The following is a 17,290-nucleotide window of genomic DNA, read 5'->3' as shown; positions in this document are numbered from 1 at the left end:
CGCAGCCTATGGATAATGTCGGGTTGAGCGTTTGTCGACGCTGCAAGTTGGCGGGTCGTAGGGAGGTGTTCCGGGCGACTGACGGAGCGGCGAGGGCGGGTCGCCCAGCGGACGGTCGATCGAGGGCGACCGACCTCCGAAGGGACAAGGGGTTGCTCAAATTGTAACCTGAGCCGCGGCCGGATAGACTGAAGACCGTATAGCGGTGTGGAGTGGAGCCCGAACATGACCGTGTTGCTACTCGCTCTCAACGAGGTCAATTTCGACCACGTCAGAACCTATGTCAGTATGGGCAAGTTGCCGGTGTTGCGGCAGTTGCTCGAAAATCACGGACTGGCCGAGACCACATCCGAGAGCCGGTACGAAGAACTCGAGCCATGGATTCAGTGGGTTACTGCCCAGACGGGCAAACCCCTGGCGGAGCACGGCATCTTTCGTCTGGGAGATATCGTCCATCATGACATCCCCCAAATCTGGGAGACCCTCGAGGCCCAGGGTCTCACCGTCGGCGCGATCAGTCCGATGAATGCCAGCAATCGCTGTCGTGCGGCCGCCTTCTTCGTGCCGGATCCCTGGACGCCGACCCCGGTCACGGGTTCGTGGCTAATGAAGAAATTCTATGGCGCTGTGGCGCAGGCGGTCAACGAGAATGCCCGGTCGAGGATCACGGCTTCGTCCGCCGTGTGGTTGCTCGCGGGAATTGCGGCCTACGCCCGGCCGACGAACTACGGGCGATATCTGTCGCTGGCGGCCTCGGCTCTGCGTCGGCGCGCGTGGGCCAAGGCCCTAATTCTCGATCAAGTTCTCGCCGACGTCTTTGTGACGTTCGGGAAGAGAAGGAAACCGGATTTCGCCTCGCTGTTCCTCAATGCCGGAGCCCACATCCAGCACCATTACATGTTTAATTCGACGGCCTACGTCGGTCCCCAGTCGAACCCGGAATGGTACATCGCTGCTGACAGTGATCCTGTGCTGGAGGTCTATCAACTGTACGATCAGATTGTCGGCCGCATCCGCGACGCCTTCCCCGAGGCGCGGTTGATGCTGGCGACCGGCCTGCATCAGGACCCGCATCCGGAAGCCACCATCTATTGGCGGCTTAAGGATCACGCGGCGTTCCTCAAGCGGATTGGCGTCGCCTGCGAACGGATCAAGCCGCTGATGTCCCGGGATTTTGTCGTTGATTGCTCGAATGCCGAACAGGCCGCCGCCGCTGAGCGTCGCCTGGTCAGTGTCAGGGCGGCTGACGGGACACCACTGTTCGAGATCGACAATCGGGGTTCCGACCTGTTCGTTATGCTGACCTGGCCGCATGACATTGAGCAGGATTTCGAATTCGATGTCGATGGTGACCGGCATGTTGGCTTGCGTGATGATGTGGCTTTCGTCGCTATCAAGAACGGTCGCCACAACGGCATCGGCTACCTGCTCGACACCGGCGCGACGCTCGCAGACGGTGAACGCATGCCACTCAGTGAACTGCCGGACCGGGTTGCCCGGGCGTGCGGCGTTTCCTGGCCGGCCGATCGTGTCGAGACGTTGGCTCCGGCCGCCTGATGCAAAGCGTCTGCCGGAAGCAAAGAGTGGTGTGTCCAGGCCACAGCGCCGCGAGACTAGACACCAGCAGCTTTGTGTTTCCGTTGTCTCACGCCTAAAAGCTGGCGGTAGTATTCCAAGCCGACAGCGCGGAGGACGAGCCGGATTCTGGGGAGGCGGCGTTGACGTTCCCCGCAGGCGTCGGTCAAATGACGATCTCCTCTAGGGAACAACCTTTTGCGGCAGTCTTCGAAACCGCTTGTTCTGGCTGAAGCCAGAGGACGGGCTCACCCGGGGGCGGGACCCCGGCGGACGAGTGTAACCGTCGTTCTGGCGGTCGGGGCGATGGTCGTCAGTTTTGGACTGATGCCGTCCGTTTACGGCTGGCTGACCTTTGGGTTGACTGACTTTCCGAAGTTGCAGGGGCCGTTGTTGGCTCACGTCTGGTTGAACTGCGCCGCCAATGCCCTGGTCATGCTCAGTGCCCTGCTGCTCACGGGGCGGCTCGATCGCAAATTGGCCGCGGTGTTGACTCTCATCTTTATTGTCCACGGAGCCCTGGCCTTTCTGATCCTGACCACCCGGGGGGCTTACTCGAACCAGATCATGCTGACCGCTGTCCCTGTCTCGGCAGTGTTGGGCGGGGCGGTTATGTATCTGAAGCATCGGTCCGCTCCGGCCAGGGTCGCCCTGCTCGGGCCGCTGGACGCACCCGCCGGCCAGGTCCGTATTGCCTACGACAGGGTTGAGGACCCCGGCACTGACCTGAGATCCTATGACATTCTGCTGACCACAAGCGTGATCGACCTGTCCCCGGAATGGGCCCGAGTTCTGTCCCGAGCCATGATTGCAGGCAAGCCGGTGCGCCATGTGGCCGAATACGTTGAGGAAGAGCAGGGCCTCGTTTCCATCGACCATTTCGATCTGGATCACCTGCCGTCAACCGGCCTGACGTCTTACCGTATTCGCAAACGAATCATGGATCTTGCCATCGTCATTGCCCTTCTACCGGTGGCGCTGCCGATTCTGGCGATCGGTGCGGGGGCTGTTCTGGTCTCGATGGGGCGCCCCGTCCTGTTCGTGCAGCCCCGGACCGGGGAGGGCGGCAAGGTCTTCAGGATGTACAAGCTGCGAACCATGCAGAGCCTGGCCGAGGCCCACGGCATCGCGACGGTGAGGGCCGATCTGCGTATTACCCCGGTCGGTGGTTTTCTGCGGCGGTTCCGCATCGACGAACTGCCCCAGCTATTGAACGTTCTCAAGGGCGATATGAGCCTCATCGGTCCACGCCCCGAATGGACCCTGCTGAGCGAGAAATACACCCGCGACCTGCCTGCCTATGTTTACCGGCATTTGGTGCGACCCGGCATCACCGGTTGGGCTCAGGTGCGGGGCGGCTATGCTTCCAACCTCGACGAGACCCGGGTCAAGGTCGGTTATGACTTGTTTTACATAAAGAATCTGTCGTTCTCGCTCGACATACAGATTCTGCTGCGGACAATCTGGACCCTATTGACGGGCAGTGGTGCGCGCTGAAGTGTCGGGTTGGCCCGCTGTCATGCTTGCGGTCTCGAGTTCTCAGCCTCGTCCCCTGACCAGTTCGTCCACCACGCCCGGATCCGCCAGCGTTGACGTGTCCCCCAGGCTGTCGACCGCGCCCTCGGCGATCTTGCGCAGGATCCGTCGCATGATCTTGCCCGAGCGCGTCTTCGGCAGGCCCGGAGCCCAGTGGATGGCATCGGGGGCGGCGATCGGGCCGATCTCCTTGCGGACGTGGGCGACCAGGGCGCGCTTCAGGTCGTCGTGCGGCGCGATCCCGGCGTTCAGGGTCACATAGGCGTAGATGCCCTGGCCCTTGATGTCGTGGGGGAAGCCGACCACGGCGGCCTCGGCCACATCGGGGTGCAGCACCAGGGCGCTTTCGACCTCGGCCGTGCCCATGCGGTGGCCCGAAACATTGATCACGTCATCGACCCGGCCGGTGATCCAGTAATAGCCGTCGGCGTCGCGGCGGCAGCCGTCGCCGGTGAAATACTTGCCCGGATAGGCCGAAAAATAGGTGTCGAAAAAGCGCTGGTGATCGCCCCAGACCGTGCGCATCTGGCCCGGCCAGCTGTCGGTGATGCACAGATTGCCACTGGCGGCCCCCTCCAGCACCGCGCCGTCGGCGTCGACGAGTTCCAGTTCGACCCCGGGCAGGGGCAGGGTGGCCGAGCCGGGCTTGAGGGCGGTGGCACCGGGCAGGGGCGAGACCAGCACGCCGCCGGTCTCGGTCTGCCACCAGGTGTCGACGATTGGGCAGCGACCCTCGCCGACCACCTCATGATACCAGCGCCAGGCCTCCGGGTTGATCGGCTCGCCGACGCTGCCCAACAGGCGCAGGCTCTTGCGTGACGTCGCCTTCACCGGCCCGTCGCCCTCTCGCATCAGGGCCCGCAGCGCCGTGGGGGCGGTATAGAAGATCTCGACCTGGTGCTTGTCGACCACCTGCCAGAAGCGGCTGGAGTCGGGATAGTTGGGCACGCCCTCGAACATCAATGTCGTCGCGCCATTGGCCAGCGGCCCATAGACGCAATAGCTGTGGCCGGTGACCCAGCCGACGTCGGCCGTGCACCAGAACACCTCGCCGGGGCGGTAGTCGAACACCAGCTCATGCGTCCAGGCGGCCCAGAACAGATAGCCGCCGGTGGTGTGCAGCACCCCCTTGGGCTTGCCGGTCGAGCCTGAGGTGTAGAGGATGAACAGCGGATCCTCGGCGTTCATCGGTTCGCACGGGCAGGCGTCGGAGACGCCGTGCTTGGCCTCGCCGTAGCGCACGTCCCGGCCTTCGACGATCGGGATGTCGGCATTGGTGTGGGAGACGATCAGCACCGTCTCGACGATGTTCGCGCCCGGCCGCTCCAGCGCCGCATCGACATTGGCCTTGAGCGGCACCCGCTTGCCGCCGCGCAACCCCTCGTCGGCGGTGATGACGAGCTTCGAGCCGCAGTCCTCGATCCGGCCGGCCAGACTGTCGGGCGAGAAGCCGCCGAAGACCACCGAGTGAACCGCACCGATGCGGGCGCAGGCCAGCATGGCCACGGCGGCGGCGGGGATCATCGGCAGATACAGGGTGACCCGGTCGCCCTTCACCACCCCGAGGGCTTTCAGCACATTGGCCATCCGGCAGACTTCGGCGTGGAGCTCGCGATAGCTGAGCTGGCCGGATTGCGTCGGCTCGTCGCCTTCCCAGAGGATCGCCGTCGCGTCGCCGCGCGTGGCGAGGTGCCGGTCGAGGCAGTTCCAGGCCACGTTCAGCACGCCGTCGCCGAACCAGCGGATGCGAAAGTCGGCCTTGTCGAACGAGACGTCCTTGATCGCGGTCGGCGGCGTCATCCAGTCCAGTCGCTGCGCCTGTTGGGCCCAGAAGGCGTCGGGCGTCTCGCGGGCGGCGCTCCGGGCCGCCGCATAGCCGGCCCGGTCCATATGGGCCCGCGCGGCCCAGGCGGCGGACACGGGATAGAGTTCGGAACTGCTCATGACGGACCTCGCGGATTGGGCTCCCGGGCAGGGGACACCAGCCCGTCGCCGAATTCCAGTCTCATCGCGGTGCCGGTCGGGCCGCGGGGGCGCTCAAACCGCTTGGTCATGGGGCGTCCTGCGAACATGGTTGAAACTGACCGTCGCAATCGTGCATGTGACCGTCATGCTTCGTCGTCTGTTCAATCGAACCCCCAAAACGGTCCCGACCGCGCCGCCGCCGGTCCCGGCCGGCCTGCCCGCGGGCCGGGTGGTCTGGGCGATCGGTGACATCCATGGCCGGCTGGATCTGCTGGACCGGCTGTTGTCGGCCATCACCGGCAGCGACGCGGTTCGCGACGGCGTGACATCGACCCTGGTCTTTCTCGGCGACTATATCGACCGTGGGTCCGACTCCCGCGGCGTCATCGACCGGCTGGTGACCCTGGCCGATGATCCGGGCTTCGAGACCCATTTCCTCAAGGGCAATCATGAGGACAAGATGCTGGAGTTCCTCGAGGACTCCTCGGTCGGGGCGGCCTGGTGCGACTATGGCGGAGCCCAGGCGCTGGAGTCGTTCGGCCTCAAGGTTCCGGTGCTCAGACACCGGCCGGAGGGCTGGGCCGCGCTGTCGTCCGACCTGGCCCACCGGCTGTCGCCGCGCCAGCGGGACTTCCTGGAATCGCTCGAATACAGTCTTGCGATCGGCGGCTATTTCTTCGCCCACGCCGGGGCCCGCCCCGGCGTGCCCCTCGACGACCAGTCGGACCACGACCTGATGTGGGTGCGCGGCTCCTTCCTCCACAGCGAGACGCGCTTCGAACGGATGGTGGTGCACGGCCATACGCCGACCGACGAACCCTTCATCGACCATCGTCGCATCGGCATCGACACCCGGGCCTATGAGTCGGGCGTGCTGACCGCCGTGCGTCTGGAAGGGCAGGACCATCGCTTCCTTCAGGCCGTGGAGCTGGCCGACGGAGAGATCGTGGTGCGTCCGTGGTCCGTAGCGATGCCGACCTGACCGGAACATCCTACTCCAGCGTCAGCTTCGTTCCGCCTTCGCCGGCCACCCAGGGCCAGGACGCCGCCAGCTGCTGGAAGCCGGCCATGATATGGTAGAGCGAACTGGCCGGGGCGGGCTCGTCGACAAAGCCGCCGCCGGGCAGGTGTTTGTCGTGCCACAGGCCGTCGGGCGTCAGATACAGCCACAGTGCCCGCAGGGCCGAGGCCGCGTCCTCCAGCAGGACGGTCCGGTCGTCCGCTGAGGCGGTCTCCGCCAGGATCAGGGCCGCCTTCAGCCATTCCGTCTGGGGCCAGAGCCGTGCCTGGCGACTGCGCACGGTGCCGTCGGTGTTCAGGGCGTCGATGGCGATCGGCGGCCCACCGGTGACGCCGCGCCGTCCGGCGGCATAGAGGCGGGTCGCGGCGGACAGGGCCCGGACATCGCCGCGGCTGCGACCGTAGCGGGTCAACAGCCAGGCCCATTCGAACTGATGGCCGGGCTCGACCAGGGTGCCGTCCTCGCCCTCGGCCGGGGTCCAGTCGGCGGTGAAGAATTCCCGCAGAAAGCCCCCTTCGGCATCGATAAAGGCCGTGAAGGCCAGGGCCACCAGCCGGTCAGCCAGTTCGGACCAGCCGGCATCGCCTCCGGCCGCCTCCCAGGCCAGGCAGGCCTCCAGCAGATGCATATGGGCATTGGCCTGATACGGATGCTCGCCCGCCTCTTTGAATCCGCCGTTTGGCAGGGCCTGGCCCAGCAGGGAGTCACGCAGCCGGATCGCCGTCGCCTCGACCGAGGTCGCGTCTACCCCGGCACCGCACGCTGTGGCCATCGCCAGCAGCACAAAGGCTTGGTCGTACAGGCGAGCCGTATCGTCGAGCGGGGCACCGTCGTCAGATACCAGCGAACGGCTCAGCCCATCTTCGCGGATAAAGGTGTTCCGAAGCAGCGCCAACCCCGATGAGACGATGTGTTGCCAGGGGCCCTGCCATCCCATCAAACCGGCCTGGGCGTAGACGAAGATCTGGCGCGTCTGAACGCGCGTCCGGTGCGAAAGTCCCGGCTTGCGTCCGTCCAGTGCCAGGGCCTCTGCGAACTGGCCGGTCCGCGCCTGGCCCAGGGTCGACCAGGTCGGCAGGGCACGCAGGCGCAGCCAGTCGGCGAAGCGACGTCCGGCACCAGGCAGGCTCTCCAGCGTCACGGTCGGGAAATCCATGTGCAAGGGCGAGTGGATACGAATCTGTTCGACGACCCCCTTGACCTCCTGCCCACGATCGAGATCGCAGACGAGGATCGCGTCGGCCTCGGCGATGATCGCAAGATTGCGAACGCCCAGGGTCGCAACCAGTGTGCCCGCAGGGGCCCGGATCAGGCAGTTGGTCGAGTCCGCGAGAATGTGCGAATGCGTGCCGTCCTCGCTGGCCGCGGCGATCGCGTCCCACGCCCCCAGGTCGGACCAGGCGAAGTCCACCTCCAGCACCGCGGCCCGTCGCGTCTTCTCCATCACCGCATAGTCGATCGAGATTCGGGGCGCGCGCCGGAAGCTGTCGGTGAGTGTCTGGACACCGTCGACATTGGAATCGTCCAGCGACGCGCGCACCGCCTGTTCAATTTCGGGAGCGAAAGTGCGCAACTCTTCGATCAGGGTCCGGGCGGAGACGATAAAATTGCCGCTGTTCCACAGATAGCCGTCGCGAATGTAGTCAGCGGCCGTAGCAGTGTCCGGTTTCTCGACGAAGGCGGCCACGTCCGAGAGGCCGGGTCCGGTCGGTTTGATGTAGCCGTAGGCGGAGGACGGCTCCGTCGGGCGAACCCCTAGGGTCACGACCCTCCCGGAGCCGGTGCCACGCGCCGCTTCGACCAGGGCCTGGCGAAACGCCGGATGATCCGGAATGTGATGATCTGAAGCCAGAAAGGCGACGACGCCTTCGGGGTCCTGGCCGGAAACCCAGACCGCAGCTGCGGCCATGGCCGGTGCAGAGTCGCGCCCTTCGGGCTCGAGCAGGACCTGAGCCTCGACCGCTAGCTCCGCCAGCTGTTCAACGATCCAGTGGCGATGGCTCAGCCCGCCGACGACGACTAGTTTTCCCCCATCGCGGATTAGCGGAGCGACCCGGGTCACCGTTTCCTGGAAGGGCGAACGCCGACCGGTCAGCGGCAGGAACTGCTTTGGGCGGGAGGGTCGCGACGCCGGCCACAGCCGGGTGCCGGCACCGCCGCACATGATTACGGGAAACAAGGCCATGCCAACGCCTTAGCTTTCACGATCGGACAATGCCAATCTCTTTCATGGATTGGCGGGCCGCGACGCCGCTCTGCGGACGACCACCGGCACCGCCGGCGCCAGTTATTCACGATCCTGCAGTGTGCCCGAATATTGACATGGAAGCAGCCGCCCTTGCCGGCGACAGGGGCGGCACCGGCCTGCTAGAGCAAAATCGGTTGAATTGGACCGAATCCAATTCGGCCCGGATATCGCTCCAGTTTGATCCTGGGTCATTTCCTGGATTCCGGTCAATCCGACTTGAAACGGAAATAGTCTAGGTGACCCTCCACTCAGCCGGATGATTTATGAAGACCTTTCTCAGACTGCTCGCTGCCGCCGTGATTGCGGGTCTCCTGTCCCTGATGTTGGGCCCGCCTCTTGCGATCGAGCAGACAGCCATGGTGTCCGACAAACTGGCCCACGCCGCGGCCTTCTTCCTGATCGCCGTCTGTCTCGAGATCCTGATCTGGCGCAGCAGCCGGCTGCTGCCCTGCCTGCTGGCCCTGGCGATCGGGGGACTGGTCGAACTGATCCAGGGGGCCATCGGCCGTGACGCCAGCTGGGGGGACTGGCTTGCCGATCTCGCCGGCATCAGCGTCGCCTTCTTCATCATGGCCGGACTGAAACCCCTGATCGACGGGACCGGACGACCGGGCCCCCGAGCCGCCCGGTCCCGGTCCTAGGCCCCCGGGGCTTCAGGCTGCCGCGGCCGTCGCGGGCATCCCCTCCAGGGCCCTGGCCAGATCGACCAGCAGGTCGTCGCCGTGTTCCAGTCCGATCGACAGGCGCAGCAGGCCGTCGGTGATCCCGGCGATCCGGCGCGCTTCCGGCGTCATCGCCGCATGGGTCATCAGGCCGGGGTGGGCGACCAGGCTTTCGACCCCGCCCAGGGATTCGGCCAGGGTGAAGACGGCCAGGCCGTCGACGAATCCACGCACCGCCTCGAGCCCGCCGTGCAGTTCAAAACTGAGCATGGCCCCGAACCCGGCCTGCTGGCGCGCGGCGATGGCATGGCCGGGGTGATCGGCCAGACCCGGATAGTGGACCGCCCGCACCGTCGGCTGGCGCGTCAGCCATTCCGCTACCCGCTGCGCCGTCTGCTGCTGGCGCTCGATCCGCGCGAACAGGGTGCGCACCCCGCGCAGCGTCAAATAGGCGTCGAAGGGCGAGCCGGTGACACCGAGACAGTTGGCCCACCAGGCCAGTTGCTCGTGGTCGGTCCTGTCGGCGGCGATCACGGCCCCGCCGACCACGTCCGAATGGCCGTTGATGTATTTGGTGGTCGAATGGATCACCAGATCGGCCCCCAGCGCGATCGGCTGCTGCAGGGCCGGGGACAGGAAGGTGTTGTCGACCGCGACCTTCGCGCCGGCCGCATGGGCGCGTCGGCACAGGTCGGCGACATCGACGATGCGCATCAGCGGGTTGGACGGCGTCTCGATCAGGATCAGTTTCGGCCGCTGTGTCAGGGCTGCGTCGACGGCGGCGGCATCGCCCTGATCGACGAATTCCACGTCGAAATGGTTGCGCCGGGCCCGGGCCGTCAGCAGGCGGTGGGTGCCGCCGTAACAGTCGTGCGGGGCGATCAGCCGGTCACCGGGCTCCAGCGAACACAGGGCCAGATCGACGGCGGCCATGCCGGTGGCGGTGATCACCGCCCCGGCCCCACCTTCCAGCCCGGCCAGGGTCTCGGCCAGCACATCGCGGGTCGGATTGCCCGAGCGGGTGTAGTCATAGCGTCGCTTGCCATCGAGTCCGTCGAAACTGAAATTGCTCGACAGATACAGCGGCGGCATCACGGCCCCGTGGGCGCGGTCGCAATTGACGCCGTGGCGCGCGGCCAGGGTGGCGGGGTGCTGGGCGGGAGGACAGGTCATGCGGCGATCTCGCGGGTGCGGGTGAACAGGGGCAGAAGGGCGTCGGTCAGGGTGCGGCTGATCAGCTCGCGTTCCTTGAGGAAGGCGTCATGGCCGAAGATCGAGGGGGCCTCGACAAACCGCTCCAGCGCCGGGACCCGGGCAGCGAGATCACGCAGGTCGTCGATGGGGACCAGCCGGTCCGAGGTGAAGCCGATCAGGGTCAGGGGCGCGAGGATCCGCTCGGGCGCGACCGCGTGACGGTCCAGCGAGTCCGACAGGCTGATCCAGCGCTCAACGCCCATCACCCGCCGGTAGGCCGCGCCTCGCGCGGTCAGATAGTCACAGACCGGATAGGCGTCCCCAGCCCTGGCCGGCGCGGTCGAGGCGAAGCGCAGGCCGAATTCCTCGGGCGTCCGGTAGGAAATCATCGCCAGCTCGCGGGCCAGGGCCACCCCCTCCGCCGCCTGTCCGGCGGCGCGACCGAAAGCCAGCAGGCGGCGCTGCAGACCGCGATGAGCTGTGGCCATCGGATGGGTCCGGTGCGCGGCTGAGATCACGACCAGTCGGCTGATGTGATCGGGAAACGCCGCCGCGAAGGCCAGGGCCACCGCCCCGCCGTAGGAGGCCCCGACGAAGGCATCGAGGCGGGCCGCCCCGATCGCGTCCAGCAGCAGCTTCAGCAGCCGGGCCTGGTCGGTTGCGGTGATGGTCACGCTCGCGTCGTCATTGCCGGGCAGGAAGTCGAAGGCCAGAACCCGCGCCCGGGCCGGGTCCACCGCGCCGCCGCGACAGACCAGCCAGGGCCACCAGCCGGGCGCGCCCCCTGTGTCCAGCGCCGGAAACCGGCCGCTGGAGATGCCGCCGGCGACGGCGATCAACGGCCCTTCGTCCGGCCCGAGGAGGCGACCCTGGACCCGGTCCGCCATCAGCCTTTCGCCGGACTCCAGCCGGAAGTCGGCCGGAATCATCGCGTGAACGTCACGGGCTTCGATGGGGGGGCAGGGCGTTGGGACGGGGGTCGGCACGGGTCACTCCAGGTCTCGGTCATCGAGACTCATGCAGTGACAGACCCGTGAAGACGTCGGACTCCACCTGTGGCGGGGTCTTCGCTTCACTCATCTCTCGCGGCTCCGGAGAACCCCGCAGGAGTTGGCACCATCTCGCGCGGCGGGTCGCCACGCGCAGGTTGCCCCGGCGTCAAAGGGCCTATCCCTCAGCCGGTCTTGATGAGTGGCTCTAGGTTGGCGGACGGCCGCACGGCCGTCAATCCCTCGCGACACAGGGTCGCCGGGCCGGCAAAAACGGGCGGGGCGGGGTCGCCAAACGGGTCTCTGACCGGTTAGGTAACGGTGTCCCGAACCTGTCGGGGCTTCGGGGGTGGGCTGATGAAACGTTCCTTGCTGACGACCGTGGCGGTGCTGATGTTCGCCGCGCCGGCCATGGCCCAGACGCCGCCACAGCCGCAGCCTGTCCCGACGCCGGATCCGGCATCCGAGCCGATCCCCGAACCGATGATGGACAACACACCGCCGCCGACCGTCGCCGCCCCGGTGGCGGAAGACGACAAGGACGCGCCCAAATGGGATGTCCAGGCCCCGCCCGGACCGTCGCGCGACATTCCGCTGGACGTGACCGAAGGCACCTGGATGTCGCTGGACGTCAGCCCCGACGGCCGCGAAATCGTCTTCGACCTGCTGGGCGACATCTATGTGATGCCGATCGCCGGCGGCGAGGCCCGGGCCATCGCCAGCGGCGTCGCCTGGGACATGCAGCCCAAATATTCGCCGGACGGTCGCCACATCGCCTTCACCTCGGACCGCGGGGGCGGCGACAACATCTGGGTGATGAACCGCGACGGGTCGAATCCGACCCAGGTCAGCGACGAGGACTTCCGCCTGCTGAACCAGCCCGACTGGTCGCCGGACGGCCAGTTCATCGTGGCCCGCAAGCATTTCACCTCGGGGCGTTCGCTCGGGGCCGGCGAGATGTGGATGTACCACCGCTCGGGCGGCGGCGGGGTGCAGCTGACCGAGCGTCGCACCCAGCAGAAGGACACCGGCGAACCCGCCTTTTCGCCGGACGGCCGCTACCTCTACTTCAGCGACGACGCCACGCCCGGCCAGACCTTCGAGTACAGCAAGGATCCGAACGGCCAGATCTATGTGATCCAGCGTCTCGACCGCGAGACCGGTGAGGTCAGCGAATTCGTTACCGGCCCGGGCGGTTCGATTCGGCCGACGCCGTCGCCGGACGGGCGTTCGCTCGCCTTCATCCGCCGCGTTCGCTACCAGTCCGTCCTCTATGTGAAGGATCTGGAGACCGGCCGCGAGACGCCGGTCTACGATGCCCTTGATCGTGATCTGCAGGAGACCTGGGCCGTCCACGGCGTCTATCCGGCGATCAGCTGGACGCCCGACAACCGCGCCATCGTCTTCTGGGCCGGCGGCAAGATCCGCCGCGTCGACGTGGCCTCCAAAGCGGTCACCGAGATACCCTTCCACGTCGCCGATACGCGGCGGGTCGAGGACGTCGTGCGCTTCCCGATCGAGGTCGCGCCCGACCGGTTCGATGTGAAGATGATCCGCTGGGCCACCACTTCGCCGGACGGCAGCCGGGTCGTGTACGAGGCCCTCGGCAGTCTGTGGATCCGTGACCTCCCGACCGGCACGCCGCGCCGCCTGACGCGCCAGTCCGACCATTTCGAACTGTACCCCTCCTGGTCTCGCGACGGCCGCTCGATCGTCTATACGACCTGGAGCGACAGTGACCTCGGCACCGTCCGGGTCGTGCCGGCCTCGGGCGGCAACGGCCGGGTCGTGACCCGTCAGCCGGGTCACTATCTGGAGCCGACCTTCTCGCCGGACGGCCGCACCATCGCCTATCGCATGACCGGGGACGGCTATCTGACCACCGCCCTGTGGAGCCAGAATCCCGGCATCTACCGGATCCCCGCCACCGGCGGTGAGGCCACCTTCGTCACCGACGACGGCGTCACGCCCCGGTTCGGCGCGTCCAATGACCGGATCTACTTCACCGGTCGAGAGGGCGAGAACCGGGCGTTCAAGTCGGTCGACCTGGCCGGTCGCGACGAGCGGACCCATCTGACGTCCCAGTATGCCGCCGAGTTCGTACTGTCGCCGGACGAGCGCTGGGTGGCCTGGACCGAACGGTTCAACGCCTATGTCGCGCCCTTCGTCGCTACTGGCCGCCCGGTCAGCCTCAGCGCCGACGGCAAGGCCCTGCCGCAGACCCGGGTGACCCGCGACGCCGGCGAATGGCTGCACTGGTCGGGCGATTCCGGCCGGCTGCAGTGGTCGATGGGCCCCGAGCTGTTCTCACGGCCCCTGGAGCAGACCTTCAGCTTCGTCGACGGTGCGCCCGAGACCCTGCCGAAACCGGCCGAGGCCGGGATCAACATCAGCTTCACCGCCGACTATGACCGGCCCACCGGCCGGGTCGCCCTGACCGGCGCGCGCCTGATCACGATGAACGGTGAGCAGGTGATCGAGGACGGGGTGGTCGTCGTCAACGGCAACCGCATCGAGTCGATCGGGCCGCGTGGTTCGGTTCCCGTGCCCGCCGATGCGCTGGTCATGGACATGAGCGGCAAGACCATTATCCCGGGGATCGTCGACGCCCACTGGCACGGTTCAATGGGGTCCGACGAGATCATCCCGCAGCAGAGCCGTATCGACTATGGCGCGCTGGCCTTCGGGGTGACGACGATCCACGACCCGTCCAACGACACCAGCGAGATCTTCGCGCACAGCGAACTGGCCAAGGCCGGCCGCATCGTCGCGCCGCGGATCTTCTCGACCGGTACCATCCTGTACGGGGCCCGCACTGCCTTCACCGCCCAGATCGACAGTCTCGACGACGCCCTGTCCAATCTGCGCCGCATGCAGGCGGTCGGGGCCGTCAGCGTCAAGAGCTACAACCAGCCCCGGCGCGACCAGCGTCAGCAGGTCATCGCCGCCGCGCGCGAGCTGGGCATGATGGTCGTCCCCGAGGGCGGCTCGCTGTTCCAGCACAATATGTCGATGATCGTGGACGGCCATACGACCATCGAACACTCGATCCCGCTGGCCAATCTGTATGACGATGTGCACCAGCTGTGGCGTCAGACCGGGGTTGCCTACACCCCGACCCTGGTCGTGGCCTACGGCGGCAACTGGGGCGAGAACTACTGGTACCAGACCACGCCGGTCTGGGATGATGCCCGATTGCAGCAGTATGTGCCCCGACGGCTGCTGGACGCCCGCGCGCGCCGCCCGGTCCAGGTGCCGGAGAATGAGCTGAACCACATCGCCATCGCCCGCGAGGCCACCCGCCTGTCGCGCGAGGGCGTCACCGTCGAACTGGGGGCTCACGGCCAGCGCGAGGGCCTGGCCGCCCACTGGGAGATGTGGATGATGGAGCAGGGCGGCTCGACCCCGATGGAGGCGCTGCGCTTCGGCACCCTGAACGGGGCGAAAGCCCTGGGCATGGACCGGGACATCGGCTCGCTCGAGGTCGGCAAGCTGGCTGACCTGGTGGTGCTGGACGCCAACCCGCTCGACAACCTGCGCAACACCACGGCCATCGCCTATACGGTGGCCAACGGCCGGGTCTATGACGCCCGGATGGACGAGGTCGGTCGCCGGTCGCGGCCGCGTGCGCCGTTCTGGTTCGAGGGGGCTGACGGCGAGGCCTGGAGCGCCGGGGCCGCTACCGCGGAAAGCGACGGCCACGGTCACGGGCCCGACTGAGGATGAAGCCGCCCGTCTCGGCGGGCGGCTCACCCTGCGGGGTCTAGAAGCCCAGCGACAGACTAGCCACGATGCGTGACTCCGACAGTCCGCCATCGACGTTGGTGTCGTGATAGCGCAGGTCGACGCTGACGACGTCGGTCAGTGCATAGCCGAGGCCCATGTTCCAGGTCGCATAGTCGTCATTGACGTCCAGACGCTGTTCGCCGACTGCGCCCGAGAGGCTGACCTTGTCGGTCACGGCCCATTCGCCGTTCAGCTCGACATAGGTGGCGGCTTCGTCGATGCCGAAGAAGTCGGGCGAATAGTAGGCGGCCAGGCCCAGGGTTGCCGGGCCGATAGCGCGTGACGCCGCGGCCTTGACTTCAACGTAATCATAGTCGGCTCCGCCCGGTGCATCGGCGTAGAAATAGCCGACCAGGCCCAGGTCCCATTCGTAGCCGGCGGTCTCGCCGCGCACGCCACCATAGATGTCGAACTCGGCCTTGGTGTCGTCGCCGAAATCGACGTTGGAGGCCCAGGCCCCGGCATAGATGGCCCCGGCGGTCAGGTCCGCGCCAAGCTGGAAGGCCAGATCCGAGTCGGTCTGGCTGAAGCCCCGGAATACGTAGTCACTGGTCACAATGGCATTGAACGAAACCTCGGCATTCTGGGCTGAGGCCGCGCCGGCAGACAGCAGCAGGGCTGCTGCGGCGGCGCTTGCAAGATAGATACGCATTGGATGATCCCCTCGTCCTGGTTGTCGTCGGTTGAAACAGATGGATGCGGCACGGGCCGCGTTCATCCGGCCGGAGGGGGAGGCCCCCGCCCGGGTGAATCGGGTCAGGCGTGGTCGAGAACCTCGCCGTGGAGGTGGGAGTCGAGACCCTCGTCTTCCTGGGTCTCGGTGACCCGCAGGCCGGTTGTGAACTTGCAGATGAGCAGGATCACAAAGGTGCCGCCGGCGCTGTAGGCGATGGTCCAGGCCAGGCCGAGCGCCTGGGTGGCCACATGGGCACCCTCGGAAGCGCCGTTGATCATCGTTGTGGCGAAGATGCCGGTCAGCAGAGCCCCGACCAGGCCGCCCGCGCCGTGGATGCCGAAGGCGTCCAGGCTGTCGTCATAGCGCAGCAGTTTCTTGATCCAGATCGAGGCGATGTAGCAGACCGGTCCGGCGATCAGGCCGATGATCACCGCCCCCTTGGGATCGACGAAACCCGCCGCCGGAGTGATGGCCACCAGACCGGCGACGACACCCGACAGCATGCCGATCAGCGACATCTTCTTCTTCTCGATGAACTCGATGATCTTCCAGCTCAGGGCGGCAGCGGCGGCGGCCAGGAGGGTGTTGAGCAGGACCACGGCCATCAGGCTGTCGGCGGCCCCGGCCGAGCCGGCGTTGAAGCCGATCCAGCCGACCAGCAGCAGCGAGGCCCCGATCATCGTCAGCACCGGGTTGTGGGCCGTGATGGTGTCGACGCCGTAGCCCTTGCGGCTGCCCAGGAACAGGGCGCAGACCAGACCCGCGACTCCCGAGTTGACGTGCACCACGGCACCGCCGGCGAAGTCCAGCACGCCGGCGGAACCGAGGAAGCCGCCGCCCCAGACCCAGTGGCAGATCGGCGCATAGACCAACAGCGACCACAGGGCGGTGAACAGCAGCAGGGCGGAATATTTGAACCGCTCGGCGAAGGCCCCGGTGATCAGCGCCGGGGTGATGATGGCGAAGGTCATCTGGAAGGCGATGAACAGGAATTCGGGAATGCCCGGCAGCAGGCCGTTGGCCGTGTCCAGCCTCACCCCGTTCAGGAACAGCATGCCCAGGCTGCCGACATAGGGCTGAAGCTCGGCAGACGGATTGGCTCCGAAGGCGATCGAATAGCCGGCGATGAACCAGACCAGACTGACTACCGCAAAGACGCCGACCGACTGGGTGATGGTGGCGATGACGTTCTTGCGCCGGACCATGCCGCCGTAGAACAGGGCCAGGCCGGGCAGGGTCATCAGCAGCACCAGGGCTGTCGATGTTCCCAGCCAGGCCGTGCCGGCGGCGTCCAGCTCCAGCGGTGCCTGATGCGCCAGCAGGGTCGGTGCCGGATCGTCTTCGACGACAACGATCGCTTCCGCTTCGACCGGAGTCTCGATGGTAGAATCAGAAACGACCGCAGCGGGTGCTGCGGTCGTCGGGAACGTGGTCTCGATGGCGATAGCGGCGATGGTGTCGACCGGTGCGGCGAAGGTGCCGCCCGCCGCGAACAATGCGGCGGTGAGTAGGCAGAGGGCGATGACGCCCGGTAGCCGGTTCCAGATTTTGGTCATGTGGAGGTCCCCCTTGGTTATCTCGCAGTTGCGAAATGTTTAACGCATGTGCGAGCTTGGCAAGGGGTCTCGAGAAAAAACA

Annotated in this window: 11 protein-coding genes and 1 riboswitch; of the genes, 5 read left to right on the top strand and 6 right to left on the bottom strand. The window is 66.6% G+C overall.

Annotated features, from left to right (window positions below):
• Positions 1-225: 225 nt before the first annotated feature.
• Together AACZ75_RS04685 and AACZ75_RS04680 are read left to right on the top strand one after the other, a co-directional pair.
• A complete protein-coding gene (locus AACZ75_RS04685; protein ID WP_339871553.1) occupies positions 226-1,557 on the top strand; it encodes a hypothetical protein in 1,332 nt (443 codons plus the stop codon).
• A gap of 324 nt (positions 1,558-1,881) precedes the next feature.
• On the top strand, positions 1,882-3,072 hold the full coding sequence (locus tag AACZ75_RS04680; RefSeq protein WP_339871552.1) for a sugar transferase: 1,191 nt from the start codon (positions 1,882-1,884) through the stop codon (positions 3,070-3,072).
• A 42-nt stretch (positions 3,073-3,114) separates the two neighbouring features.
• Here the strand turns inward: AACZ75_RS04680 and acs are convergent, their stop codons facing one another.
• Positions 3,115-5,055 (bottom strand): acetate--CoA ligase, encoded by a 1,941-nt coding sequence (gene acs / locus AACZ75_RS04675; protein ID WP_339871550.1) that lies wholly within the window; start codon positions 5,053-5,055, stop codon positions 3,115-3,117.
• Between the two features lie 166 nt (positions 5,056-5,221).
• Here acs and AACZ75_RS04670 point away from each other — a divergent pair, with 166 nt between their 5' ends.
• Positions 5,222-6,058, top strand: coding sequence for a metallophosphoesterase family protein (locus AACZ75_RS04670; RefSeq protein WP_339871549.1), 837 nt, complete (start codon positions 5,222-5,224; stop codon positions 6,056-6,058).
• Positions 6,059-6,068: 10 nt separating this feature from the next.
• On the opposite strand, the gene AACZ75_RS04665 is transcribed toward AACZ75_RS04670, so the two are convergent.
• Positions 6,069-8,282, bottom strand: coding sequence for an AGE family epimerase/isomerase (locus AACZ75_RS04665; protein ID WP_339871548.1), 2,214 nt, complete (start codon positions 8,280-8,282; stop codon positions 6,069-6,071).
• A 326-nt stretch (positions 8,283-8,608) separates the two neighbouring features.
• On the opposite strand from AACZ75_RS04665, the gene AACZ75_RS04660 reads away from it, so the two are divergent.
• On the top strand, positions 8,609-8,986 hold the full coding sequence (locus tag AACZ75_RS04660; protein ID WP_339871546.1) for a VanZ family protein: 378 nt from the start codon (positions 8,609-8,611) through the stop codon (positions 8,984-8,986).
• Positions 8,987-8,998: 12 nt separating this feature from the next.
• On the opposite strand, the gene metB is transcribed toward AACZ75_RS04660, so the two are convergent.
• Together metB and AACZ75_RS04650 are read right to left on the bottom strand one after the other, a co-directional pair.
• Positions 8,999-10,180: a cystathionine gamma-synthase gene (gene metB / locus AACZ75_RS04655; protein ID WP_339871545.1), complete on the bottom strand. Its 1,182-nt coding sequence runs from the start codon at positions 10,178-10,180 to the stop codon at positions 8,999-9,001.
• Positions 10,177-11,187, bottom strand: coding sequence for a homoserine O-succinyltransferase (locus tag AACZ75_RS04650; protein ID WP_339871544.1), 1,011 nt, complete (start codon positions 11,185-11,187; stop codon positions 10,177-10,179). Before AACZ75_RS04650 ends, metB begins: the two co-directional genes overlap by 4 nt.
• 87 nt (positions 11,188-11,274) lie before the next feature.
• Positions 11,275-11,395, bottom strand: a riboswitch (SAM riboswitch).
• Positions 11,396-11,547: 152 nt separating this feature from the next.
• On the opposite strand from AACZ75_RS04650, the gene AACZ75_RS04645 reads away from it, so the two are divergent.
• Entirely contained in the window at positions 11,548-14,910 is a 3,363-nt protein-coding gene (locus AACZ75_RS04645; RefSeq protein WP_339871543.1) for an amidohydrolase family protein, read from the top strand.
• Positions 14,911-14,953: 43 nt separating this feature from the next.
• Here AACZ75_RS04645 and AACZ75_RS04640 read toward each other — a convergent pair whose 3' ends face one another.
• Both AACZ75_RS04640 and AACZ75_RS04635 read right to left on the bottom strand, forming a co-directional pair.
• Positions 14,954-15,628, bottom strand: a complete 675-nt coding sequence (locus AACZ75_RS04640) for a TorF family putative porin (RefSeq protein ID WP_339871542.1) — start codon at positions 15,626-15,628, stop codon at positions 14,954-14,956.
• Between the two features lie 104 nt (positions 15,629-15,732).
• Positions 15,733-17,208, bottom strand: a complete 1,476-nt coding sequence (locus AACZ75_RS04635) for an ammonium transporter (RefSeq protein WP_339871540.1) — start codon at positions 17,206-17,208, stop codon at positions 15,733-15,735.
• Positions 17,209-17,290: the final 82 nt, after the last annotated feature.

The sequence above is a fragment of the uncultured Brevundimonas sp. genome, from assembly GCF_963975535.1.
Taxonomy (GTDB): Bacteria; Pseudomonadota; Alphaproteobacteria; order Caulobacterales; family Caulobacteraceae; genus Brevundimonas.
This window is presented reverse-complemented; position numbering and strand designations above follow the sequence as displayed.